The sequence below is a fragment of the Polynucleobacter sp. UB-Raua-W9 genome, assembly GCF_018687435.1.
In the GTDB taxonomy this organism is placed as follows: Bacteria; Pseudomonadota; Gammaproteobacteria; order Burkholderiales; family Burkholderiaceae; genus Polynucleobacter.
This window is the reverse complement of record NZ_CP061290.1, coordinates 1595699-1619740: the sequence shown is the minus strand read 5'-3', so window position 1 is coordinate 1619740 and position 24042 is coordinate 1595699. Positions and strand designations below refer to the sequence as shown.

Here is a 24042-nt window from a genome sequence, read left to right as displayed (position 1 = left end):
CTTAGATCTTGTCCACTAGAAGCGAGTTTGCAAACGCCATCAAATCTCTGTGAATTTGTGTGCCTTCCGGTAAATTACCCTTATCAAAAGTCTTTTGACCTTTACCAGTCAAAACTAGATGGGGCGTGGCCCCGAGGGCAATTCCAGCCTCTAGATCGCGTAAGGAGTCGCCGACGATGGGTACACCCAAGAGGGCTTGTGTGTTTCCAGATTTTTTGTAACGCAAAGCAATTTCTTTCATGAGTCCGGGCGCAGGCTTACGGCAATCACAGCCATGAGAATCAAGGTGTGGACAAAAAAAGATGCTATCAATATGACCACCTAGGGGTTGAAGGAGCTTATCCATCTTGTTATGCATAGCATGCAAATCATTGATTGAAAAATATCCCCTAGATAAGCCTGATTGATTGGTTGCAATTGCAATTTGGTAGCCCGCTTGATTCAGTAGCGCTATTGCTTCCAAGCTACCCGGTAGCGGAACCCATTCATCAACAGATTTCACATAATCATCACGATCTTCGTTGATCACGCCATCACGATCGAGAATGATGAGTTTAGAAGAGCTGATGCTCATGCTAATTTGCCGAGGTCGGCAACGAGATTCATTTTCTGGTGAAGTTGTTGCAGGAGAGCAAGGCGGTTATCGCGTAACTCGGGGTTTGGATCCATCACCATTACATCAGCAAAGAACTGGTCAATCGGTGCGCTTAAGGCAACAAGTGCCTTCAAGAGATCAACATACTGTCTTTGTTTATAGGCTTCATTTAGCGCAGGAGTAATTTCCTCTAAGGTCTTATTGAGGGTGGCTTCAGCCGGAATTTGCAATAACTTGCTAGAACATTTTGCCGGAATATCAGTCGTTGTCTTTTTTAGAATATTGCTAATGCGTTTATTTGCGGCAGCTAGCTGAGCTGCTTCAGGAAAAGCGTTAAATTCGCGCAAAGCAGTTAAGCGTTCGATTAAATCATTAATCTGTGCTGGTTCTTGGCTGAGAACGGCATCGATTTCAGCGCTAGTAAATGGTTTTCCAGAAACTGACTGATCGCGTAGATAAGCGCGTAAGCGATCAATAATGAATTCATAGATCGCTGCGGCATTTGCTTTCTCCTGTACATCTTTTTGCAGGAACTGTGCTCGAGCCAATTCAATTAACTCAGGCAAACTTAGAGAGAGATTCTTTTCTAAGAGCAAACGACAGATGCCTAAGGCATGGCGACGTAATGCATAGGGATCTTTATCGCCCGTAGGCGCAAGCCCAACGCCCCAAATGCCCACAAGGGTTTCAAGCTTGTCAGCAATAGCCAAGATTGTGCCGGTCTGGGTCTGGGGCAATGTGTCACCCGCAAAGCGTGGCATATAGTGTTCACTGCATGCTGCAGCTACTTCAGAATTTTCTCCATCGTACGTTGCGTAGTATCTTCCCATGATGCCTTGTAACTCAGGGAACTCGCCAACCATATCGCTTAGTAAGTCAGTCTTTGCAATTTCTGCGGCACGACTTGCCAGCTTTTCATCCGCATTGAGTTTTTTTGCAATATTAGATGCGAGGCTTTGAACGCGCTTAGTGCGCTCAAGCTGACTACCCAATTGATTGTGGTAAACCACCTTGCCAAGATCAGCAACGCGTGAAGCTAGGGGGCGCTTTTGATCTTGCTGGAAGAAGAAGCGGGCATCTGAAAGTCGAGGACGGACAACCCGCTCATTACCGGAGATGATGGCCTCTGGCTTGGCCGTTTCAATATTAGAAACAATCAAAAAGCGATTGCGCAACCTGCCTTGTTTGTCTGTCAACGCAAAGTACTTTTGATTGGTTTGCATTGTCAAAATCAAGCATTCTTGGGGAACCTCTAAAAATTCTTGATCAAAGTGGCATTCGTAGATAGCTGGCCATTCAACTAAAGCGGTCACTTCATCTAGCAGGCTATCAGGCATTAAAACCAAGTCAGTGCCAGCGGCTTTTAAGAGTGCTGCCTCAATTTGGGCTCTGCGCTGATGAAAGCTTGGAATTACCTTGGCTTTGGTTTGTAGATCATTTTCATATTGGTCTGCACTGGATATGGTCAGAGGGCCTGGAGCCAAGAAACGATGCCCCTCAGTCTGGTTGCCAGCATCAATACCTAAGCTGCTGATATTGAGGGTCTGATCACCATGTAAAGCAATAATCCGATGGGCTGGACGGGCAAATTCAACGTCTGCTAATTGACCATCTCTCTGAAGCACTTGATAGTGCATCATTTTAGCGACAGGCAATTTATTGAGTGTTTGCTCAAGTGCAGCTTGTGCAGTTTGTTCTAGCGATGCACCTTTAGCAATGACATTTAGGTAGAGAGCCTCGTTTTTGCCTTCGCCCGCCTTCTCAAGTGTGCTAAGGTCAACATCGTCATAACCAAGCGAGGCTAATTTTTTAAGTAAAGGCGGCGTCGCTTTTCCTTGCGCATCAAATGCAATACTGGTCGGCAATAGTTTTTCACGTATTGGATAGTCTGGTGCTTGATCAAGAACATTACTTACTTGAACTGCTAGGCGACGCGGCGTCGCAAAGCTGATTACTTTCGATGATTCGCTTGCTAGGCCAGCAACTTTTAATGCAGCAAAAATTCCATCGCTGAAAGCGTCACCTAAGCGACGTAGTGATTTTGGAGGCAATTCTTCAGTGAATACTTCAATCAATAAAGTAGCAGGCTGAGAAAGCCAAGTATTTGTGCTCATAAGTGAATTGCTTGACGATGACACATTGGAAAGCCTAGTTTTTCACGAGACTCAAAATAAGCTTGGGCTACTGCGCGAGAAAGGTTCCGAATACGGCCAATATAAGCTGCACGTTCAGTCACGGAGATCGCGCCACGTGCATCAAGCAAGTTAAAGGTATGCGCTGCTTTGAGAACCATTTCATAAGCGGGGAGGGCCAGCGGTACTTCCATCAAGCGTTTTGCCTCACTCTCATAGTTTGAAAAGTTTGCAAACAGCAAGTCAGTATTTGAGTGTTCAAAGTTATAGCAAGATTGCTCCACCTCGTTTTGGTGATAGACATCTCCATAAGAAATGCCATCTGCCCAAACGAGGTCATACACGTTTGAGCAATTCTGAATGTACATTGCTAAGCGTTCTATGCCGTAAGTAATTTCACCAAGAACAGGTTTGCAATCTAGGCCACCTACTTGTTGGAAATAAGTGAACTGAGTGACTTCCATGCCGTTTAACCAAACTTCCCAGCCCAAGCCCCAGGCTCCTAAAGTCGGGTTCTCCCAATCATCCTCTACAAAGCGCACATCGTTTTCTTTGAGGTCTAGGCCTAATGCCGCTAATGATCCAAGATAGAGCTCGAGTATATTTTCTGGGGCTGGCTTTAGAACAACTTGATATTGATAGTAGTGTTGTAGGCGGTTTGGGTTTTCACCATAACGACCATCTTTCGGTCGGCGGGATGGCTGAACATAAGCCGCCTTCCAGGGTTCTGGGCCGATAGCGCGCAGAAAGGTCGCAGTATGGGAAGTGCCTGCGCCAACCTCGAGGTCGATAGGTTGCAATAGGGCGCAACCTTGTTGGTCCCAATAATCTTGAAGTTTGAGAATGATTTGCTGAAAAGTAAGCATGATTAACCTGGCTAAGCCATTGATTTTACATGGCTAGTAGGGGGTAGAGTCAAAAATGACTAAAAACGTCTGTGACGAATCAGACCCCAGATCAACAGAAGGCAAGAAATACTCAAAATTGGGAAATTACCCCAAATTACGTATGGCGTTTTACCTGCGTAGGCCTGAACCTGGGCAATGAGACTTCCTTGAGTGAATTCCGGCAGCGCTTGCAGTACTTTTCCATTGGGTCCCAAGACTGCTGTAATCCCGGTATTGGTAGCCCGTAAGGCAGGTAGACCGGTTTCTAGTGAGCGCAATTGAGAAAGCCGTAATTGCTGTGTGGGCGCTTGTGAATCGCCAAACCAAGCAAGGTTGGTGAGATTGATTAGCAAATTGGTTGGCTTGGAGTTATTTCGAATACGGCTAGCTAGTTCACCACCAAAAACATCTTCGTAGCAAATGGTGATCGCCGCATAAATTGGATCCTGTTTTTTTCTGTGAATGATCAGATTTTCTTGCTCATCCCCGCCTCTCGCAAAGTCACTTAGTGGAACACTAAAGGCATTTACAAACCAACGAAACCCCGGTGGAATGAATTCTCCAAAAGGAACCAAATGATTCTTGTCATAACGATAAGAATCTGCAGATGGTGAGAGACCTAGAGCTCGATTGGAAAATTCTCTTCCATCACGCGGATTTGGATCTCGACCAATCACTCCAAAGAGTAAGTTGCTATAAGCAGTAGTAGCAAAGTTTTGTAAATTTGCTACTAGCCCAATTGGTAGATTACTTTCGGGCCAAGAGAATGCCGTCTCTGGGGCGACAACAAGCTCGGCTTGGGATTGCATCATGGTGGTGCTGTAAAAATGTATTTGTTTTAGCACGCCCTCAGGGTTAAAGAACATGCTTTGGGGAAAGTTGCCTTGAACCAGCTCAATCTTGAGTGGCTCACCGATTGGCTTGGTAAAGGTCCATAGGCCTGAAGAAGCAGTAATGAGTGCTACTACCGTAAGTGTCGAGATGCAAAGCATTGGATGTTTTTTGAGCTGAAGGATTTGCCAAGAGGCGTATACCGCTAGGAAAGTGCAAGCTAGTCCGCCAAAGAATGGGGCAATAGCTGCAAATGGTCCATTGACTTGTGCTTCAGCAAATCCCATCCATGGAAACCCTGTGAACAATTCTCCGCGAAGGTATTCGGTGACTGCCCAGCTTGAGGCAAGCAATAGGCCTGAAATAGAAGAAGACTTAAACAGTCGAATCGATAAACAGGCGATCGAAAAATATAAGGAGACATACGCAGACAGCAAAAAAACTGCCATACAGGAAAGCAGGCTATTGATGCCGCCTACGTCATGCAGGCTAATGTAGAGCCACCATAGGCCTATTACAAAGTAGCCAAGACCAAATGCGAGGCTAGAGAAAAAATAAGTTTTGAGACGGCAATGTTTTAGTAGGCTAAGTCGCCACCAAACAATACTCAGTAGCGGGATTTGAGCCCAACCTCCATAAGAAAGTTCGGCCGCTACAGCTATGAATGCGCCTAGGATAAAAAGCGTTAGGAGTACAAATGCATCGCCGCTCCGGATGGTCTTGCCAGAATGCAGATCTACCAAGGCAATTCTCAGTCAGCTGCTTTAGGTATTTGACGTGCAAGCAAAATATGAACTTGCCGTGGGTCAGCGCGTAGCACTTCGAACTCAATACCATCAATTGCAATACATTCCCCCATTTTGGGAACGCGACCTAAGTGCTGAACAACCAGGCCAGCAACAGTTTCGATATCTTCTACTGCAAATTCAGTGCCCAGCGTTTCATTTAATTGCTCGAGTTCAGTAATGCCTTTAACTCGAATATCACCATTATCTAGAGAGATAATGTTGTCAGCTTCTTCATCAATATCGTGCTCATCCTCGATATCACCAACGATTTGTTCCAGCACATCTTCAATGGTAATGATGCCTGCGATGCCGCTATATTCATCCACTACAACAGCTAAATGGTTGCGGTTATCCTTGAAATCACGCAATAAAACACTTAAGCGTTTTGATTCCGGGATGAAGACAGCTGGGCGGAGCCAGTCACGCACTTGAAAATCTTTTTCTGTGGCATGACGTAATAAGTCCTTGGCTAGCAAGATACCAATCACGTTGTCGCGACTACCTTCAAATACTGGAAAGCGAGAATGCGCAGCCTCAATGACTGTTTTGATTAAGTCGGCAAGGGGAAGGTTGATATCAATCCAGTCAATTTGGGCGCGAGGTAGCAAAATATCTCTTGCACATAGTTGACCCACCTGAAATACGCCTTCAATCATCGAGAGGGCATCAGCATCGATTAATCCTTCGGTTTGCGCTTCGCGCAAAGTGGTAATTAATTCTTGGCGGCGTTCGTTGGGGCTCGTTGGCTGTGGCGTTAAAAAATCAGCCAAGCGATTTAAAAGGGATTTGTTGGGGTCAGGCATGTTGCAAGAATAGCGTAGAAATAAGTTAAATCAATAAATGTGCTTAGGATATTGAATTACTGGGCAAGGTAGGGGTTTGTAAAGCCTAGTTTATGTAAGATTTTTACCTCCAAGGCCTCCATTTTCTCGGCCTCCTTTTTCACCTCATGATCGTAAGCTTGGGCGTGCAGACAGCCGTGTACGATTAAGTGCGCCAAATGAGCTTTGATAACTTTATTTTGTTCTTTAGCCTCTTTTTGAATCACGGGTAAGCAGAAAATAATATCTGCCACTAAAGTGTTTTTTGAGAGCTCATATGGGAAAGTTAAAACATTGGTTGCATACTCTTTTTTGCGAAAAGCCAAATTCAGTTTCTTGCCTTCGCCAGCGTTCACAAACCGCAGTGTCAATAAACCGCCATAACTTGTTGCAGCCTTCACCCACTTTTTGATTAAGGTAGCAGAGGCGGCCTTACTGACAGAAGCCTCAATCGCTGCACTAGCGTACTGAATATCAATTGTGAGTTTAGTGTGCATGGGCTTCGACTAATTCGCCTCTTAAGGTGTAGTTCAGCACTTCGGTAATTCGAATATCAACCATTTGCCCAACTAGCGCTTCAATGTCTTGCTCGGGTACTGTGAAATGAACAACACGATTATTCTCTGCGCGACCTTGGAGGTTGACGCCATCCTTAGCTAAACCCTCAATCAGCACTCTTTCGGTGCTACCTAACATTTTTTGGCTGATTTGATTTGCTTGACGTTCAACTAGCGCTAACAGTGTTTGCAAGCGCTTCAGTTTGATCTCATAAGGAGTGTCATCGCTGAGATTTGCAGCTGGTGTTCCTGGACGCGGGCTGAAAATGAAGCAGAAACTATTATCAAACTCAAGCTCTTGAACCATCTTGAGAAGCTTCTCAAAATCAGCCTCAGTCTCACCTGGAAAGCCCACAATGAAATCGCTCGACAAGGTTAGATTAGGCCGTACAGCACGCATTTTGCGAATAATGCTCTTGTATTCAAGTGCGGTATAGCCCCGCTTCATGGCCGACAGCACTGAGTCGGATCCATGTTGAACTGGCAAATGCAAGTGACTTACTAGCTGAGGTACTTTGGCGTATACATCGATCAGTCGTTGGGTAAATTCTTTAGGGTGGCTTGTAGTAAAACGAATACGCTCAACCCCAGGAATATCAGCGATGTATTCAATGAGTAAAGCAAAGTCAGCGATCTCATCAGTGCTGCCCATTTTACCAAGGTAGGCATTCACGTTTTGACCAAGTAGGACTATCTCTTTAACACCTTTACTTGCGAGACCTGCAACCTCAGTGAGAACATCCTCAAATGGCCTTGAAACCTCTTCACCGCGTGTATAAGGAACTACACAGTAGCTACAGTATTTAGAGCAGCCTTCCATAATCGATACATATGCAGAGCCACGGGTTTGACGAGATGCAGGCAGGTGATCAAACTTTTCAATTTCAGGAAAAGAAATATCTACTTGGGGGATGCCAGTCTTGCGACGCTGTGCAATCAGGTCTGATAGGCGGTGCAATGTTTGTGGCCCAAAGACAACATCAACATAGGGTGCGCGACTCACAATTTGCTGACCTTCTTGGCTAGCTACGCAACCACCAACACCAATCAATAAATTGGGTTTAGTTTTCTTCAGTTCACGCAAGCGTCCTAGATCGGAGAAGACTTTATCTTCCGCTTTTTCTCGAATGGAGCAAGTGTTAAGAAGAACAACATCCGCATCTTCCGGGGTGTCAGTCATGATCATGCCTTCATCAGCATGAAGGAGGTCTGCCATCTTGCCCGAGTCATACTCGTTCATTTGACAGCCAAAGGTTTTGATATAGAGCTTTTTCATAGGCCGTTCTCAGGTTTATAACTGGGGGGCGAAGCTCAGATTTTACTGTTTATATCAGTCGATAAGCCAGAATTGCTACTAGAGTGGGTGGAAGTGCCGCTATCAGTAGATAGAACGCCGATACAGCACCATTTGGAAAGTGTTGCCTCAGGATGGCAATTCCTGCGGGGTTGGGCGCATTAGCAATAACAGTTAACCCTCCGCCAGCAACTGCTCCACCCACTAATGCTAGCTTAAATTCTAAAGAAGTACCTGTGACCAATGATCCCAAATAAGTCAGCGCGGCATTATCGGTAATTGCCGTCAGAGCAAGGCTGCCATAAAAGACTGCTGTAGGACTCATCATTTCAAGAATGGGTTGCAACCACCATCCCTGCAGTGCACCTAAAACGACCAATCCAGCTAAGAAGAAGCCAACTAGCAAAGCTTCTTTCAGGATGAGTGGATTTTGATGTTTTGGATAAGCGGTGGTGTAACCAATAAAGAAGAGCAGCAGCCACATAAAGATAACGGGATCATGGGCAAACACCACAACACCCAACAAAAATAATAAGTGCATTACGATCACTGCGAATGGGATTTTACTTTGCTTCGTCGAGCCGTTTGGCTCAATGAGTTGGCGATTAAAGAGCAATGTAGCGCCGAGCGCATTCACAAAAATGGCAATACACGATTCAATGCCGAAGTTAGCAAACATGAATGCTGAGCTCCAGTCCCAGGTTGAAGCAACCATCAGTACTGGTGGGGCAGCAAAATTGGTTAAGGTACCACCGATTGAAATATTGACAAAGAGTACGCCCAAGGTCCCGAAGAGAAGCCCCTTGGAGCACTGGTGTCGATACACTAAGTCCCGCAATAAAAATGCCGCCAACGTCATGGCAGCGGGTTCAGTAATCAGAGAGCCCAGTAACGGCGTCATTGCAAGCGTTAAAAAATAAAGAGCGGGGGCGCTTCTTATGCGCAAGACAAACTGCAGCCCCTTTGCAAGCAGGTGCAAGATTTCAGTTGAAACAAACAGAATCGGCTTACTGCCAGCCACAATCATGATCGCAAATACAAATAAGGGTTCTGTAAAGTTGCGCCTTTCTAAAAAGGCCCTTGCAGTGCTCAAATCATCAATGAAGCACATGAAGACAATTAGAATGGCAGCCCAAAAGCCAAAGACAATCTCGACCTCGCCTAGCAGATGCCATAGGCCAGCATGGGTGGGAGATTTTTTAGCTAGCGACTCAAAATAACCAGTGCAAAAAGTATGCAAAACTGCAATAGCAAAAATAATGCTGGCGCCGAGTTCTGTGGGGGTAAAGTTCATAGCAGAATGGTAGCAGGTGATTCAGTATATTAAGACATTGTTACTTTTAGAGATTTTTAGGGCAGCATGAATTTGAGAGCAAGTAAATAATCAACCATATTGAATGAATGAGAGATAGCGATGAGAAAAGTAGAGTCACGGTTTGGCGAAGGCCCGCTCCAACAAAAACTGAGTGCAGGCGATTTGCATTTTTTATCTGATTCAGAGGTCAGCAAGGGAGGTGGTGGAACTGGGCCCAGTCCGCATGAGTACCTTGGCGCTGCTTTAGCAGCTTGTACAAGTATGACTTTAAAAATGTATGCTGGTCATAAAGCAATGAGCTTAGAGAATGCTATCGTGACTGTCGACATTGAACGCGCCGATGATATTGAAAAATTTACACGTGATATCCAGTTGATTGGAAATCTTAGCGTAGAAGAAAAAAATCGTTTGATTGAGATTGCAAATAAATGCCCTATTCATAAGGCATTAGCAGGACAAATCCAAATAAAAACCCAGCTTGTAAATTAATGCAAGCTGGATAATTTATTGAGGTAAGGCTAGTTTTAGTTGGGCGCTTTAGCTGGCTGATTATTTTTGCCTGCGTTATAGCCAGAATTGTATTCAGATGCTTGCTCTTTTTTGTAAGCATCGTATACATAGCCAGAAGCTGCGCCAACGGCTGCCCCACCAACTGCCCCCCAAATTGGATTGCCGTGGAAAATAGCTGTGCCTACCGCACCAGCGGCTGCGCCAATGCCTGCGCCGGATAGTGTGCGTTGTTCAGTATTGCTCATGTTTGAGCAGCCTGCAATAGAGAGAGTTGCTGCGGTAATCGCAATAATTTTTTTCATAACAACTGATCCTTTAAATATATTTTGAGTTCGCTAAGTTATCTAAATTATTTTCTGGCGCAAGGAAAGCGTGCAGCTAGAAAGCCTAAAAACACACCTGCGGCTGGCTTATCGGCTACTTGTTGATTTGATTGCACAAACTTTACAAAATCACCAATCACTTCATCGCGTGCTGGAGCAGGTTGCTTAACGCAAATAAATGGCTTAGCGCGCTGTGGGTGACGAGTTGCTAAATAGGTGTCATATACGGAAGTAGTAAAGCCAATACAGAAGCTTCGAGATTCAGGGCTGGCAGGCATCTTGCAAGTATTTGCCAATTCTTGGGTGCTGAGCACTTTGATGGTTTCTTGGGCCTGGGCCAGGCCAGAAAATGCTGCTAAAGCAGCCAAAACTATGAGGACTTTTTTCATGGGTTCTCCCTTGGGTATATGAAAATTCATCATAAACCATAAATTAGGCTAATTAATGCACTAAATAGGTGCATTCTGCACTTATTTGGGATTATTGTTTCCCCATAATGATGCAAAAAATAAGGGGGAGAAATTTCATGGAAATTTTGAAGACAGGTAGTGATGCTTTATTTATTTTGCTGGGCGCCATTATGGTTCTTGCGATGCATGCAGGTTTTGCATTTCTAGAACTGGGAACTGTTCGCAAGAAAAACCAAGTCAATGCCTTGGTTAAGATCTTGGTGGACTTTGCAGTTTCAACTATTGCGTATTTTTTCATTGGCTACAGCATTGCTTATGGCGTCAACTTTTTCTCTGGGGCGGAATTGCTGGCTGAGAAAAATGGTTACGAGTTAGTAAAATTTTTCTTCTTACTCACTTTTGCCGCAGCTATTCCTGCGATTGTTTCGGGTGGTATTGCCGAGCGCGCCAAATTTAATCCTCAATTGATTGCAACTTTTATTTTGGTGGGTTTTGTTTATCCCTTCTTCGAGGGGATTGCATGGAATCAACACTACGGTATTCAGGCTTGGATCAAAGGCTTGACTGGTGAAGAGTTTCATGACTTTGCTGGTTCGGTAGTGGTGCATGCGGTTGGCGGTTGGATTGCTTTACCTGCAGTAATTCTGTTGGGCGCGCGTCGTGGTCGTTACACCAAGGAAGGGCAAATTTCTGCGCATCCACCTTCAAGTATTCCATTCCTCGCCTTAGGAGCGTGGATCCTCGCAGTAGGTTGGTTTGGTTTTAATGTGATGAGCGCGCAGACAATCGATAAGATTAGTGGCTTGGTTGCCTTGAATTCCTTAATGGCAATGGTCGGTGGCACATTAGCTGCATGGGTTGTTGGTCGGAATGATCCGGGCTTTACATATAACGGCCCTCTTGCTGGCTTAGTTGCTGTTTGTGCTGGCTCCGATTTAATGCATCCGGTTGGAGCGCTGTTTGTTGGCTTAGTAGCGGGCGCATTATTTGTCTATATGTTTACCTTAGTACAAAACCGCTGGAAGATTGATGATGTTCTCGGCGTGTGGCCCTTACATGGCTTGTGTGGACTTTGGGGTGGTTTAGCTGCAGGTATTTTTGGGGCGAAAGCACTAGGTGGCATCGGCGGCGTTACTTTTCTAGGACAACTTATTGGTAGCACTATTGGCGTAGGTATCGCACTAATTGGCGGTTTTGCAGTCTACGGCGCCTTGAAAGCATTGCTCGGCATTCGAATGTCTCAAGAAGAAGAGTATGAAGGTGCCGACTTAAGTGTGCACCGTATTTCTTCTACTCCAGACCGCGAACCAAACTGGTAGATTTGCAGTCTTTCTCTATAGCCTGATTCATACCTATAATGAGTCATGGCTATATTTGAACTTGACGGAATTGCCCCTCAGCTATCTGAGGGCGCCTGGGTTGCTGAGAGTGCTGAGGTCATCGGCAAAGTAGAGCTCCATAAAAATGCAAGCATTTGGCCTGCAGTTGTTATTCGTGGTGATAACGACCTCATTCAAGTTGGCGAAGGTAGTAATGTACAAGACGCATCAGTTCTACACACCGATCTTGGTTACCCACTGATTGTTGGCAAGAACGTTACTGTTGGGCATAAAGTAATGCTTCATGGTTGCCATATTGGAGATGGCAGCTTAATCGGTATTGGCGCTGTGATTTTAAACGGCGCAAAGATCGGTAAAAATTGCTTAGTCGGTGCGGGTGCTCTTGTTACTGAGGGCAAAGAATTTCCTGAAGGCTCGATGATTATTGGCTCACCTGCTAAGGCAGTAAAAACATTAAGCCCAGAGCAGATTGCAGGTATCGAAGATATCGCAGGGCGCTATGTCAAGAACGCACAGCGTTATATCAAGACGCTTAAAAAAATTGCCTGAGCATGAGCTTACTCAACGCTCAGTTTTAGTTCTTTAGCCAAACTACTGTAGTCAACTATTTCTTTATTGATGCGCGTCCTTAGTTCTGCGGGGGCACTTGGCATCGGCTCGATCCCCAGTGCTTGCAATTGTTTTCGCATCTCAGGATCATTTAGCACAATCACAACCGCTCGATTTAGCTTGTCAATAATGGCTGGATCTGTGCCTGCGGGAGCCATTAACCCATTCCAGGTGCCAACATCTATAGCTACTCCAGATTCAATCAGGGTCGGAACGTTTGGAAGGGCGCTAGAGCGTTTTGCTGTTGTCACTGCTAGCGCTTTTGTTTTTCCATCTTTGATGTGAGGGAGAGCAGATGGAATCGTATCAAACATGACTGATACTTGGCCACCAAGCAAGTCAACAACAGCAGGGGCACTGCCACGATAAGGTATGTGGGTTAGGCTGGCCCCAGTTTTAATTTTGAACATCTCTCCAATCAGATGATGTGCAGATCCTGGGCCAACGGAAGCGTAATCATATTTATCGGGATTGGCTTTCGTTAGTGCGACCAGTTCTTTAATGTTATTGGCTGGAACGGATGCGTTTACTACGACAACATTCGGAATCATTCCCACGGTTCCTATCGGCACCAAGTCTTTATCAATACGGTAATTGAGTTTTGGAAAAACAGACTGCGCAATGGTGAGATGCAAGGTTCCCATCAGTAGCGTATATCCATCTGGTGCAGACTTTGCAACAAAGTCTGCACCTACCGTGCCGGATGCTCCAGACTTATTCTCAATCACAATCGATTGGCCAAGCACTTTGCTAAGGGCTGGGCCAAGGTTACGCGCCATGGCATCAGTACTGCCTCCAGCGGGAAATGGGATTACCAGTTTTATTGAGCGATTTGGGTAATCATTGTCCGGAGCAGAAATTGCATGAAAGCTTGGCAACAAGGCAGCGGCAAATGCTAGGCTAATGAAGTGACGACGTTGTGAGTTATTCATGATCTATCCCCGGCGACTCTGATTTGAGCTGAATTAATTTGAATTAACCTCTACCAACGAAAGGCATATTGGTAGCCATAATTGTCATTGAAAGAATATTGCTCTCCAGGGGTAGTTGAGCCATATGTAGTAAAGCTTCTCCCACGTGATCAACATCCATACGCGGTTCAACTTTAATAGATTGATCTGCTTGCATGATGCCAGCAGCCATGCGATCCGTCATTTCTGTGGCGGCATTACCAATGTCAATTTGGCCGCATGCAATGTTAAACGGACGACCATCTAGTGAAATGGTTTTTGTTAGACCGCTAATAGCATGCTTAGTGGCAGTATAGGGCGCTGACATTGGTCTTGGAGCATGCGCAGAAATTGAGCCATTATTAATAATTCTGCCACCTTGCGGGGATTGTGCCTTCATCATACGAATTGCCTCTTGGGAACATAAAAAAGCTCCGCAAAGATTTGCATTTACAACATTCATCCATTGCTCATAGGTGAGGTCTTCCATCGGAATGGCGGGAGCGCCAATGCCGGCGTTATTGAAGAGCACGTCAATGCGCCCAAAACGTTCCTTAAGGGCGGCAAATAATTTTTTCACTTGCTCTGGTTGACCAACATCACAAGCTACCGCAAGACAGTTGTCGCTTGTTCCACCAATATCGGTAATTGCTTTTTCTAGCTTCTCGAGGTTGCGGCCAGTGAGTACAACTTGATATCCGCCTTTTAGAAGAGCTTTAGCTGCCGCTCTTCCAATTCCAACTCCTGCTCCAGTGACGAGTGCTACTTTATTATTTTTTTGTGGCATCGCTTTCTTTCTATGTATAGTGTCTCGAATAAATTCTATATTGCTCTACATCTACTTTGGTAATGGTAAAGCAGTTTTATAGCGTACTTGCTTTAAAGCGAAGCTAGATCGAATTTTCTCAATCCCAGAGATTGGTGTTAGTTGTTCTAGGATAAATTTTTCGAGCGCACCCATATCAGCTACTGCAACGCGGATAAGGTAATCACTATCTCCGGTCATGAGATAACACTCCATGACTTCATCGTGCTCTGAGATGCGTTGTTCAAATTCCGCTAAGGCCTCTTTGGATTGCTCTTTAAGGCTAATGGAGATAAAGACGTTTAAGCCAAGACCCAACACTTTGGGATCTGCCAGCGCTACATAGTTTCTGATGACCCCTTTGTCTTTGAGTGCTTTCACCCGCATGAGACAAGGCGATGGCGAGAGATGAACCCGCTTTGCTAGCTCTACATTGCTATGGGAGCTATCATTTTGGAGTTCATTCAAAATTCTGATATCTATGGGGTCTAGCTTCATAAAGTTCCTTAAAAAGTCTATATATCAGCATTTTATGCTGAAAATTATGATTTATAGCCAATAGTTAGCATCCTATTTTGTAGATAATCTAACAAAATATAGCCATCAATACACCTGTTGTTCATTGGAGGGGTTGTGGGTCTTGAGTTTGCATTTCCTGAGGTTGGAGGTTTATTGCCCAGCGGCAATCAGGCCTCAACAAGCCAATCCATTTTGAGCCCTGACATTTGGGCCAGCCCTTCTGCAAGAAAGTTTGCCCGCGAATTTGGTGTTGACATTCAGCAGGTTCGCGGTAGCGGTCAAAGAGGCCGGATTACGAAAGAAGACATTCAGCAATTTATTAAGCGCTCAATGTCAGCCAGAGAAATCTCACCAGCCCTCAATGGCAAAGGTATTGCTGGCTTTGATCTGTTACCTTGGCCTAAGATTGACTTTACGAGGTTCGGAGAAATTGAGCGCCAAGCTCGCAGTCGAATTCAGAAGGTGTCTGCTGCAAATCTGGCGCGCAATTGGGTCATGATTCCAGCGGTGACCTATCACGACGATACGGATATTACTGATCTTGAAGAATTTCGCGCGTCATTAAACAAAGAAAATAAAAAAGACGATATTAAGGTTACATTGCTGGCATTTCTTATTAAGGCCGCAGTGGCTGCCCTTAAGAAATACCCAACATTCAATGCCTCCTTAGACGGTGAAGAGCTTATTTTGAAAAAATATTTTCACATTGGTTTTGCTGTTGATACCGAAGGTGGTTTGGTAGTGCCAGTGATCCGTAATGTTGATCAGAAGGGCATTATGGAGATTGCACAGGAGACCGCTGGCTTAGCAAAGTTGGCGCGTGAAGGAAAACTCAAGCCAGATCAGATGCAAGGCGCTAGCTTTACGATTTCTTCATTGGGTGGCATCGGCGGCACTTACTGTGCCCCAATTGTGAATGCACCCGAAGTGGCTATTTTGGCAGTGAATAAGTCTGCCATGAAGCCCATATGGAATGGTTCGCAATTCATTCCGCGTCTGATTTGTCCACTTTCTATGACGGCGGATCATCGCGTTATTGATGGGGCTTTAGCAACCCACTTCACCACTTATCTTGCCCAATTACTGGGCGATTTTCGTAAAGTTATGTTGTGATTATTAAAAGTAAAAAGTTACTGAGGAATTTTTCATGAATGCCCCCGACATTAAAAAATATCTAAATCTTGAGCACGTAGATACGGATCCTGCGGAAACTGCAGAGTGGAATGAGGCATTTATGGATTTGTTAGCCTCTGGTGATAGTGCGCGCGCCAAATTTATTTTGGATAATTTAGTAAAGCTGGCCAATAAAAATCAAATCAACTGGGTGCCTGACTTAGTTACTCCTTACATCAATTCGATCCCTGTGGATGAGCAACCTCCTTTCCCTGGAGACCTTGCAATCGAAGAAAAACTTGCATCTCTCATGAGGTGGAATGCGCTCGCGATGGTTGCTAAAGCAAATGAAGCCTATGGGGAATTGGGTGGCCACATTGCCAGCTATGCCAGCGCTGCTGATTTATTTGAAGTTGGCTTTAATCATTTTTTCCGTGCAAGAACTGAGGGTGGTGATGCAAAAGAGCGTGGCGACCTCGTTTTCTTTCAGCCGCATAGTGCACCAGGTGTATATGCGCGCGCTTACTTGGAGGGCAGATTGTCTGAGAATGACCTCGCACATTACAGGCGAGAAATTACTGCGCCTGAAGCTGGTGCAAGAGGCTTATCAAGCTATCCACATCCCTGGTTAATGCCAGAGTTTTGGCAGTTCCCAACAGGTTCAATGGGAATCGGCCCCATTAGTTCGATTTACCATGCGCGTTTTATGCGCTACCTGAGCGATCGCAAATTATTAGATTGCTCAACCAGAAAAGTTTGGGGTGTATTTGGCGATGGTGAGATGGATGAGCCAGAAAGCATGAGTGCCTTGACTTTAGCCTCCAGAGAAAAGCTGGATAACTTGGTTTGGGTAGTCAATTGCAACTTACAACGCTTAGATGGTCCGGTGCGTGGCAACGGCAGGATTATTGACGAGCTTGAAAAACTGTTTCGCGGCTCTGGTTGGAACGTTATTAAATTAGTGTGGGGCAGTGATTGGGACGGGCTGTTTGCTAGGGATACTACTGGTGCCTTAGTGAAGGCTTTTGCTCAAACGGTTGATGGACAGATGCAAACATTTGCTGCTAAAGACGGCAGTTTCAATCGCACCAATTTCTTTGGCCAAAATGAGGAGTTGACCCGTCTTGCGCAAGGCATGACAGATGAGCAAATCGATCGACTCAAAAGAGGTGGCCATGATCTCGTCAAAATTTATGCTGCTTATAAAGCTGCCGCCAATCATGTAGGTCAGCCAACAGTAATCTTGGCGCATACGAAGAAAGGTTATGGCATGGGTAATGCTGGTCAAGGAAAAATGACTACGCATAGCCAGAAGAAGCTCGATGACGAGGCGCTAATTGAATATCGCAATCGTTTTAACTTGCCATTAACAGATGAGCAGGCTACGAGCCTTACTTTCTTTAGGCCTGAGGAGAGCAGTGAAGAACTGAAATATTTAAAGGAGCAGCGTAATAAACTCGGCGGCCAATTGCCAAAGCGTTATTCAGATTGTGAGCAATTAAAAGTGCCCGATATCAACTCTTATGCGGCTTTTGCAATCAAGGCTGAAGATAAGGAGATGTCGACCACAATGGCTTTTGTTCGGATGCTTGGAAACTTGCTGAAAGATAAAGAGCTTGGGCCTAGAGTTGTGCCGATTGTTGCAGATGAAGCGCGCACATTTGGTATGGCCAATCTCTTTAAACAGGTTGGTATTTACTCCAGCGTTGGTCAGCGCTATGAGCCAGAGGATATTGGCTCCGTACTGAGCTATCGTGAGGCATTGGACGGACAAATTCTGGAAGAGGGTATTAGTGAGGCGGGCGCGATTGCAAGTTGGACTGCGGCAGCAACGAGTTATAGCGTGCACGGAATAGCAATGCTTCCCTTCTATATCTATTACTCGATGTTTGGATTTCAGAGAATTGGCGATGCTATCTGGGCAGCCGCTGATCAACGGGCAAGAGGCTTCTTATTGGGAGCTACTTCAGGCAGGACTACTTTAGGTGGTGAAGGTTTGCAGCATCAGGACGGCAGTAGTCAGTTGGTAGCTGGAACCATTCCAAACTGCAAGGCCTACGACCCTGCATTTGCAGGTGAGTTAGCTGTAATTGTCGACCAAGGTATGCGCGATATGCTAATAGATCAAAAAGATTTGTTCTATTACATCACCCTCATGAACGAGAACTATGCCCAGCCTGATTTGCCTGAGAATGCTGCCGATGGTGTAATTCGTGGTTGCTACAAACTAAAAACTGTGAAGGCTAGCAATGGCGATAGCAAATCTTACGTAAGCCTCATGGGTTCCGGCGCCATCATGACTGAAGTATTAAAAGCGGCCGACTTACTAGCTCATGTAGGGATCAATGTGGACGTCTTTAGCGTGACCAGCTGGAGCGAATTATCAAGAGATGGCAAGGCAAAAGAGCAGGACAGACTCTCAGGCAATACTGGCGCTGAGCAAGCATTTATTAGTCAAGTGCTCGCTCAAGGTCGTGGCCCGATTGTGGCTGCTACAGACTATGTGCATGCGCTTCCCGAAAGTATTCGAGCTTACATTCCAGATAGCAGGGGGTATATTACGCTCGGTACCGATGGTTTTGGTCGGAGCGATACACGGGCTGCGTTGAGAGAATATTTTGGTGTTAACGCAGACAGTATCAGCAAAGTAGCGAAAGAGTCCTTAAAGCAATAATTCTTTTGACCCCTCTTTGATGATGACCTCATTATTTTTTATTCCCAAATTAACTGGAGATTTTTAGATGTCCCTTATTCAAAAGCTCAAGGCACGTGCTGCTAACAACAGTCCAGTGCGGGTGGGTATTATTGGCGCAGGTAAATTTGGTTCTATGTATCTCTCGCAAGCGCCGCGGACTCCAGGTATTCATTTGGTGGCAGTTGCTGATTTATCTCCCGCACGTGCAAAAGAATCTCTAGCTCGTGTAGGTTGGGATGCTTCTCGTTATAGCGCTACTTCATTGCAGGATGCGGCCAAGTCAGGTGCTACCTTTGTCACTGATGATGCTGAAAAAATGATCGCTAGTGAGTACATCGATATTGTGATTGACTCTACCGGTAGTCCAGCTGCGGGTATTCGTCATGCTTTACTTTGTTTTGATCATCGCAAGCACATCATTATGGTCAATGTAGAAGCAGATGTTTTAGCTGGACCTTTGCTTGCACGTAAAGCAGCGGAGGCCGGTGTAATTTACTCCATGGCTTCTGGGGATCAACCCGCTCTCATTGCTGAATTAGTCGATTGGGCTAGAACGATTGGCTTGGAAGTGGTGTGCGCGGGCAAGGGTACTAAATATTTACCTATCTATCATCAGTCCACGCCGGATACCGTCTGGGGTCATTATGGTTTTTCTGAAGAGATGGTGGCTGGCGGTGACTTTAATGCGCAAATGTTTAATTCATTCTTGGATGGGACAAAGTCGGCGCTTGAAATGGCTGCAGTATCAAATGCTTGTGACTTGACGCCACCAAGCAATGGCCTTGAGTTCCCGCCTTGTGGTGTGGATGACTTGCCCCACATCTTTCGACCACTAGCTGAGGGTGGTCTGCTGACTCAAAAAGGCACTGTCGAAGTAGTTTCTTCGGTTGAAAGAGATGGGCGGCCAGTATTTAGAGATTTACGTTGGGGCGTGTTTGCAGTTTTTGAGGCTCCTAGTCAATATGTCATTGATTGCTTCGCACAATATGGTTTAAAAACAGATAGCACCGGTAAATATGCAGCGATGTACAAGCCTTACCATCTGATAGGCTTGGAGCTCGGCATTTCTGTTGCCAGTATTGCTGTGCGTGGTGAGGCTACGGGGGCGACTGGGGAATGGAAGGGTGATGTAGTTGCTACCGCCAAGCGTACGCTGAAGGCTGGTGAGAAATTAGATGGTGAGGGTGGCTTCACTGTCTATGGAAAACTCATGACTGCTACCGACTCACTTAAGCTTGGCGCTCTGCCGATTGGGCTGGCACATAACATGGTCTTGAACAAAGACATTTCAGCAGGAAAGCCAGTGTGTTGGAGTGATGTAGATTACGACGCCACTAAGCAAGCAATTCAATTCCGTCGCGAAATGGAAAAAGTATTTCGCCAATAGAATTTATTTTTCTAAGCTAGGGGTGATGTCATTTCTAGCTTAGAAGTGTTTGTTGTTCTTGTATTCCCCGCATTATTTATTTCATTAAGGAGACATTTTGAAGATTCGTCATCATATTTATGCAGCCGCAGTGGCTGCAATGCTGGTAAGTACCTCATATGCAGCTGATATTAAACTTGGCGTTATTGGCCCATTTACTGGTGGTTCATCCCCAATGGGCGTCAGTAACCGCGGCGGTATTCGTCTGGCAGTAAAAGAAATTAATGCTGCAGGCGGTATTAATGGGAACAAGATTGTTTTGATTGAGCGCGATGATGAGGCAAAAAATGAGCGCGGAGTTCAAATATCTCAGGAATACATCAATAATGAGAAGGTTGCGGGTGTATTAGGCTTTATTAATACTGGAGTTGTGCTGGCTTCTTCCCGTTTTTATCAAGACGCTAAAATTCCAGTGATTACGATGGCTTCCGGCTCTATCGTGACCAAGCAGTTCCCTAATGCTCCAGAGAATTATATTTTCCGTATTTCTGCTGCTGACAGTATTCAGGCTCCGTTGATTGCTAAAGAGGCCGTTGAGAAACGTGGCTTCAAGAAGGTGGCTATTTTGGCTGACTCTACTAACTATGGTCAGTTAGGCCGTGAAGATATGGAGAAGGCATTAAAGGCTTATGGCGTTACTGCTGTAGCGGTAGAAAAATTCAATATCGGCGACGTTGATATGACTTCTCAAATTCTGTCTGCAAAAAATGCTGGTGCTGAAGTCATTTTGACTTATGCAATTGGGCCTGAGTTGGCTCAAATTGCTAATGGTATGGCAAAGTTGGGCTGGAAAAAACCAATGATTGGCAGCTGGACTTTATCGCTTTCTAACTTTATTGATACAGCTGGTAAAAATGGTAACGGCGCTGTGATGCCGCAAACCTTTATTCAATTAGGCAATACACCAAAACGTAAGGCATTTATTGATGCGTACTTAAAAGAGTACAACCCAAAGAACGGTTTGATTCCTTCTGCAGTGTCAGCAGCTCAAGGATATGACTCTGTGTACTTGATGGCTGCCGCTATTAAACAGGCTAACAGTACAGAGGGGCCAAAAATCTTGGCTGCATTGAATGATTTGAATGCTCCAGTAGAGGGTGTAATAACAACCTATGTCAAGCCATATATAGCCGGTGATCATGAAGCAATTAAGCCTAAGAATGTAGTGATGGGCGTAGTTGAAAATGGTCGCGTTGAATATCTGAACGCAGAAGATGCAGCCGGTCCCATCGCAGCAAAGAAGAAATAATTTCCTTAAATAGGAATTTATAGTTGAGCAGACGCCGCCCAAAAAGCGGCGTCTTGCTTTGTACAACCCTTATTACTCTAAATCATGACTCTCAAATATATCAACGCTAACAACCTGAAGTTTGCCTATCATGAGGAAGGTCAGGGACCCTTAGTCATGTTATTGCATGGCTTCCCGGATATTGCTACAACATGGAGCCATCAAATACCTGCGCTTGTTGCACAAGGCTATCGAGTGGTTACCCCCTACCTGCGCGGTTATAGGCCTACTGAAATTCCTATTGGTGGGTTTTATGACAAAGCAACGCTAGTAGAAGATATTGCTGGATTAATTAAAGTGTTTTCTGAGGATCAGCCCGTTCATCTTGTTGGTCAAGATTGGGGTGCCATTATTTCTTATGCCGTACTGGCTGCATATCCAGTGCTAATTTCTCGTGCCGTTGTTATGGCAGTGCCTCATCCAGGTCAAGTGACCGAAAGCCTAGTAAATCCCAAACATATTCATCGATCTTTCCATTGGTGGTTCTTTCAATTGCCGGATCTACCAGAGAAGGCCATTCTTGCAAACAACCAAGCTTTCATTGATTATCTTTGGTCCTATTGGACCATTCCTAGTCATCGCGATGAGGCGCATATTCAAGCCGTCAAAGACACCCTAGAAAAGCCAGGGGTTTTGGCTGCAACACTGGCTTACTATCGCGCAATGTTTGATGTGACTAAAGCAGACCCTAATTTAATATCTGTTCGGGAAAAAATGGCTCGCCCTATTGAGGTCCCTACACTTGCGCTATGCGGCAAAGAAGATTTGCGAGCTGAACTCATGCTGGAGCAGTCACAGTATTTCAATAAAGAGTATGAATTTAAGCTAGTAGATAACGCTGGCCATTTCTTGCATCGTGAGCAACCTGAGCAAGTAACCAAACTCATTATTGATTGGTTGAAAAAATAGATTGGGGGATCATTCTGCAGCCACCCCAGCTTTAATGCAAATCCACTCTTTGAAGAGTTTTATTTTTTTACTGTTTTTTGCATTGGACCGATAGGATAAAAAGTGTGTTCTGTCGGTAGTGGGTAAGAAGGTCCCTTTGCCAAGTTCTACAAGCTCGCCACGCAAGAGCTCTCTTTCAGCAAATCGCACGCTCTCAAGTACAGCGCCAATTCCATCAACTGCTGCTGATACAGAGAGGGCTGCGCGATCAAATGACATTTTGCGAGTCGATGGGTTTTTAAGATGATTTATCTCAAACCATTGTTCCCAGGTATGGTGATTGAGAGACGACTCAATTAAGGTGAGTCTACTCATCAATTCGTCTATAGGAACCTTAGGGTCAATTAAATGAGGGGCACAGAGGGGAACAATGTTTTCTTCGCCCAAGGAGATTGAGGTAATGCCAGGTCCTTCGTGAATGGATTGATAAGAGATGGCGATATCCACTTCTTGGTTGCGCAGAAGATCAATTGGCTCTGCTCCCGATGTCAGTCGAATAGTAATGTCGGGATTGTCCTTAATGAATTCCGGCAGTCTTGGACTAAGCCACTTGGCTGCAAAGCTAGGCGAGCAATGTAGGGCAAGAACTTGCGAGCTTGGAGCAAGAGTGACTTCATTACATGCCGCTTCAATGACATCAAAGACCCTGGAGAGGGAATCTAATAGGCGACGTCCTTCAGCGGTGGGCTCCACTTTACGATTCTTGCGTAAAAAAAGCGGCTTACCAAAATAATCCTCAAGCTCTCTTATTTGATGGCTAATTGCCGACTGAGTGAGGTGTAATTCTTTTGCGGCCAAGGTAAAGCTCTCAAGGCGTGCAGCGGCCTCAAAAGCGCGCAATAGTACATAATTTGGCATTTTTCTCATGTAAGTAGAATATACATGATTTACATTCATCTATCCATGAACAGTTATCGTTTGTCAAAACCCTCTCGAAAGCCCATGATTACAGTCTAGTTGTGCTGTTGGTGGCGCGTTTATCTGTATATAAAAAGGAATTCACATGGCTGAAGTAATGGAGAGAGAGCGTAAGTTGGACTTGGGTGGTAGAGAGTCTATCTATCAACCAGAAGACAAATCCCAGATTTTTCCTTACCTGCCAAAATTTAAGAACTTTGCCGAGGAGCGTCAGCACCTCAAAGAGCGATTAGTCGCTGCATGCAGAGCGTTCGCTTTAGAAAAGTTTGACTATGGATTTGCAGGACATTTAACTGTTCGTGATCCTGAGCATCCAAATCTATATTGGACAAATCCAATGGCCGTACATTTTGATCAAGTCAAAGTTTCTAATTTAATTTTGGCAGATCATGAAGGTAATATTTTGGAAGGCAAGCATGCATTGAATCGTGCTGGTTTTGTATTGCATGCGGCAGTTCATGAAAAACATCCAGACATTGTTGCTATGTGTCATGCCCATACAGTTTATGGAACAGCATTTGCAGCCTTAGGAAAACCTTTAGATCCAATCTCTCAAGATGCTGCTGCATTCTTTGAAGACCATATGGTTCTAGCAGAACAAGCAGGCCAAGTAGCAGTTGAAGATAATGCAGGTTACAACGTAGCAGGATCATTGAAGAAGGTGAAGGCCATTATTCATCGCAATCATGGTTTGCTTACGGTGAGTCGCCATAGTATTGAAGCTGCAGCATTTTGGTTTATTGCTTTGGAGCGTTGCTGCAAGCAGCAGATGTTGGTTGAGGCAACTGGCATCAAGCCTAACTTGCTCTCTCCCGAGGTTGCCCGTTACAGTCGTGAGCACGTAGGTAGCGAGTATATTGGCTGGTTACACTTCCAACCAATCTGGGGTTATTTAAAAGAAAATCAACCAGATATGTTTGCGTAATCTTAAAAGAAGTGCAGAAAGAAAAATCCCAGCATGCTGGGAT

At 45.1% G+C, this 24042-nt stretch carries 22 protein-coding genes and 1 pseudogene; 9 read left to right on the top strand and 14 right to left on the bottom strand.

From position 1 onward, the window contains the following. Nucleotide 1 precedes the first annotated feature (1 nt). The 8 genes from gmhB to AOC07_RS08210 are packed head-to-tail and all read right to left on the bottom strand — an operon-like array spanning nucleotide 2 to nucleotide 9199. Nucleotides 2-574, bottom strand: a complete 573-nt coding sequence (gmhB, locus tag AOC07_RS08245) for a D-glycero-beta-D-manno-heptose 1,7-bisphosphate 7-phosphatase (protein WP_215293121.1) — start codon at nucleotides 572-574, stop codon at nucleotides 2-4. Then, nucleotides 571-2709 carry a glycine--tRNA ligase subunit beta gene (gene glyS / locus AOC07_RS08240; protein WP_215357485.1) on the bottom strand — a complete coding sequence of 713 codons (2139 nt, stop codon included), beginning with the start codon at nucleotides 2707-2709 and terminating at the stop codon, nucleotides 571-573. The genes gmhB and glyS overlap by 4 nt, the downstream gene beginning before the upstream one ends. Beyond that, on the bottom strand, nucleotides 2706-3593 hold the full coding sequence (gene glyQ / locus AOC07_RS08235; RefSeq protein WP_215357483.1) for a glycine--tRNA ligase subunit alpha: 888 nt from the start codon (nucleotides 3591-3593) through the stop codon (nucleotides 2706-2708). The genes glyS and glyQ overlap by 4 nt, the downstream gene beginning before the upstream one ends. 59 nt (nucleotides 3594-3652) lie before the next feature. Then, complete coding sequence (lnt, locus tag AOC07_RS08230; protein ID WP_251371667.1) at nucleotides 3653-5188, bottom strand: apolipoprotein N-acyltransferase; 1536 nt, start codon at nucleotides 5186-5188, stop codon at nucleotides 3653-3655. Nucleotides 5189-5196: 8 nt separating this feature from the next. Then, the gene (locus tag AOC07_RS08225) at nucleotides 5197-6036 is read right to left on the bottom strand and encodes an HlyC/CorC family transporter (RefSeq protein WP_215357481.1); all 840 of its coding nucleotides are present in this window, start codon (nucleotides 6034-6036) and stop codon (nucleotides 5197-5199) included. Nucleotides 6037-6092: 56 nt separating this feature from the next. Continuing rightward, nucleotides 6093-6551 carry an rRNA maturation RNase YbeY gene (gene ybeY / locus AOC07_RS08220; RefSeq protein WP_215293098.1) on the bottom strand — a complete coding sequence of 153 codons (459 nt, stop codon included), beginning with the start codon at nucleotides 6549-6551 and terminating at the stop codon, nucleotides 6093-6095. Next, nucleotides 6541-7887, bottom strand: coding sequence for a tRNA (N6-isopentenyl adenosine(37)-C2)-methylthiotransferase MiaB (gene miaB, locus AOC07_RS08215; RefSeq protein WP_215357479.1), 1347 nt, complete (start codon nucleotides 7885-7887; stop codon nucleotides 6541-6543). Before miaB ends, ybeY begins: the two co-directional genes overlap by 11 nt. 49 nt (nucleotides 7888-7936) lie before the next feature. Beyond that, complete coding sequence (locus AOC07_RS08210) at nucleotides 7937-9199, bottom strand: putative Na+/H+ antiporter (protein ID WP_215357477.1); 1263 nt, start codon at nucleotides 9197-9199, stop codon at nucleotides 7937-7939. Nucleotides 9200-9319: 120 nt separating this feature from the next. Here AOC07_RS08210 and AOC07_RS08205 point away from each other — a divergent pair, with 120 nt between their 5' ends. After that, on the top strand, nucleotides 9320-9709 hold the full coding sequence (locus tag AOC07_RS08205; RefSeq protein ID WP_215357476.1) for an OsmC family protein: 390 nt from the start codon (nucleotides 9320-9322) through the stop codon (nucleotides 9707-9709). Between the two features lie 35 nt (nucleotides 9710-9744). Here AOC07_RS08205 and AOC07_RS08200 read toward each other — a convergent pair whose 3' ends face one another. Beyond that, a complete protein-coding gene (locus AOC07_RS08200; RefSeq protein WP_251369630.1) occupies nucleotides 9745-10032 on the bottom strand; it encodes a glycine zipper domain-containing protein in 288 nt (95 codons plus the stop codon). A 47-nt stretch (nucleotides 10033-10079) separates the two neighbouring features. After that, on the bottom strand, nucleotides 10080-10442 hold the full coding sequence (locus tag AOC07_RS08195; protein ID WP_215293084.1) for a Rap1a/Tai family immunity protein: 363 nt from the start codon (nucleotides 10440-10442) through the stop codon (nucleotides 10080-10082). 137 nt (nucleotides 10443-10579) lie between these two features. Between AOC07_RS08195 and AOC07_RS08190 the strand changes: the two genes are divergently transcribed. Then, complete coding sequence (locus tag AOC07_RS08190) at nucleotides 10580-11782, top strand: ammonium transporter (protein ID WP_215293082.1); 1203 nt, start codon at nucleotides 10580-10582, stop codon at nucleotides 11780-11782. Between the two features lie 45 nt (nucleotides 11783-11827). Further along, nucleotides 11828-12352, top strand: coding sequence for a gamma carbonic anhydrase family protein (locus tag AOC07_RS08185; RefSeq protein ID WP_215357475.1), 525 nt, complete (start codon nucleotides 11828-11830; stop codon nucleotides 12350-12352). 8 nt (nucleotides 12353-12360) lie between these two features. Here AOC07_RS08185 and AOC07_RS08180 read toward each other — a convergent pair whose 3' ends face one another. The 3 genes from AOC07_RS08180 to AOC07_RS08170 are packed head-to-tail and all read right to left on the bottom strand — an operon-like array spanning nucleotide 12361 to nucleotide 14665. Further along, nucleotides 12361-13344, bottom strand: coding sequence for a tripartite tricarboxylate transporter substrate binding protein (locus AOC07_RS08180; RefSeq protein WP_215357474.1), 984 nt, complete (start codon nucleotides 13342-13344; stop codon nucleotides 12361-12363). Nucleotides 13345-13387: 43 nt separating this feature from the next. Continuing rightward, nucleotides 13388-14149 carry an SDR family oxidoreductase gene (locus tag AOC07_RS08175; RefSeq protein ID WP_215357473.1) on the bottom strand — a complete coding sequence of 254 codons (762 nt, stop codon included), beginning with the start codon at nucleotides 14147-14149 and terminating at the stop codon, nucleotides 13388-13390. Between the two features lie 51 nt (nucleotides 14150-14200). Continuing rightward, nucleotides 14201-14665, bottom strand: a complete 465-nt coding sequence (locus AOC07_RS08170; RefSeq protein WP_215293074.1) for an Lrp/AsnC family transcriptional regulator — start codon at nucleotides 14663-14665, stop codon at nucleotides 14201-14203. A gap of 228 nt (nucleotides 14666-14893) precedes the next feature. Here AOC07_RS08170 and AOC07_RS08165 point away from each other — a divergent pair. The 5 genes and pseudogenes from AOC07_RS08165 to AOC07_RS08145 form a co-directional block, all read left to right on the top strand. Further along, a pseudogene (locus AOC07_RS08165) lies at nucleotides 14894-15799 on the top strand (2-oxo acid dehydrogenase subunit E2); the annotation flags it as partial. A gap of 34 nt (nucleotides 15800-15833) precedes the next feature. After that, the gene (gene mdeB, locus AOC07_RS08160; protein ID WP_215357472.1) at nucleotides 15834-18473 is read left to right on the top strand and encodes an alpha-ketoglutarate dehydrogenase; all 2640 of its coding nucleotides are present in this window, start codon (nucleotides 15834-15836) and stop codon (nucleotides 18471-18473) included. Between the two features lie 67 nt (nucleotides 18474-18540). Then, nucleotides 18541-19881 carry an NAD(P)H-dependent oxidoreductase gene (locus AOC07_RS08155; RefSeq protein WP_215357471.1) on the top strand — a complete coding sequence of 447 codons (1341 nt, stop codon included), beginning with the start codon at nucleotides 18541-18543 and terminating at the stop codon, nucleotides 19879-19881. Between the two features lie 97 nt (nucleotides 19882-19978). Beyond that, nucleotides 19979-21169: an ABC transporter substrate-binding protein gene (locus AOC07_RS08150; protein ID WP_251371666.1), complete on the top strand. Its 1191-nt coding sequence runs from the start codon at nucleotides 19979-19981 to the stop codon at nucleotides 21167-21169. An 84-nt stretch (nucleotides 21170-21253) separates the two neighbouring features. Then, nucleotides 21254-22117, top strand: a complete 864-nt coding sequence (locus AOC07_RS08145) for an alpha/beta fold hydrolase (RefSeq protein ID WP_215357470.1) — start codon at nucleotides 21254-21256, stop codon at nucleotides 22115-22117. 9 nt (nucleotides 22118-22126) lie between these two features. Here the strand turns inward: AOC07_RS08145 and AOC07_RS08140 are convergent, their stop codons facing one another. Continuing rightward, nucleotides 22127-23023: a LysR substrate-binding domain-containing protein gene (locus tag AOC07_RS08140; RefSeq protein WP_251371665.1), complete on the bottom strand. Its 897-nt coding sequence runs from the start codon at nucleotides 23021-23023 to the stop codon at nucleotides 22127-22129. Nucleotides 23024-23159: 136 nt separating this feature from the next. Here AOC07_RS08140 and AOC07_RS08135 point away from each other — a divergent pair, with 136 nt between their 5' ends. Then, on the top strand, nucleotides 23160-23999 hold the full coding sequence (locus tag AOC07_RS08135; protein WP_215293064.1) for a class II aldolase/adducin family protein: 840 nt from the start codon (nucleotides 23160-23162) through the stop codon (nucleotides 23997-23999). The last annotated feature ends 43 nt before the right edge of the window (nucleotides 24000-24042 follow it).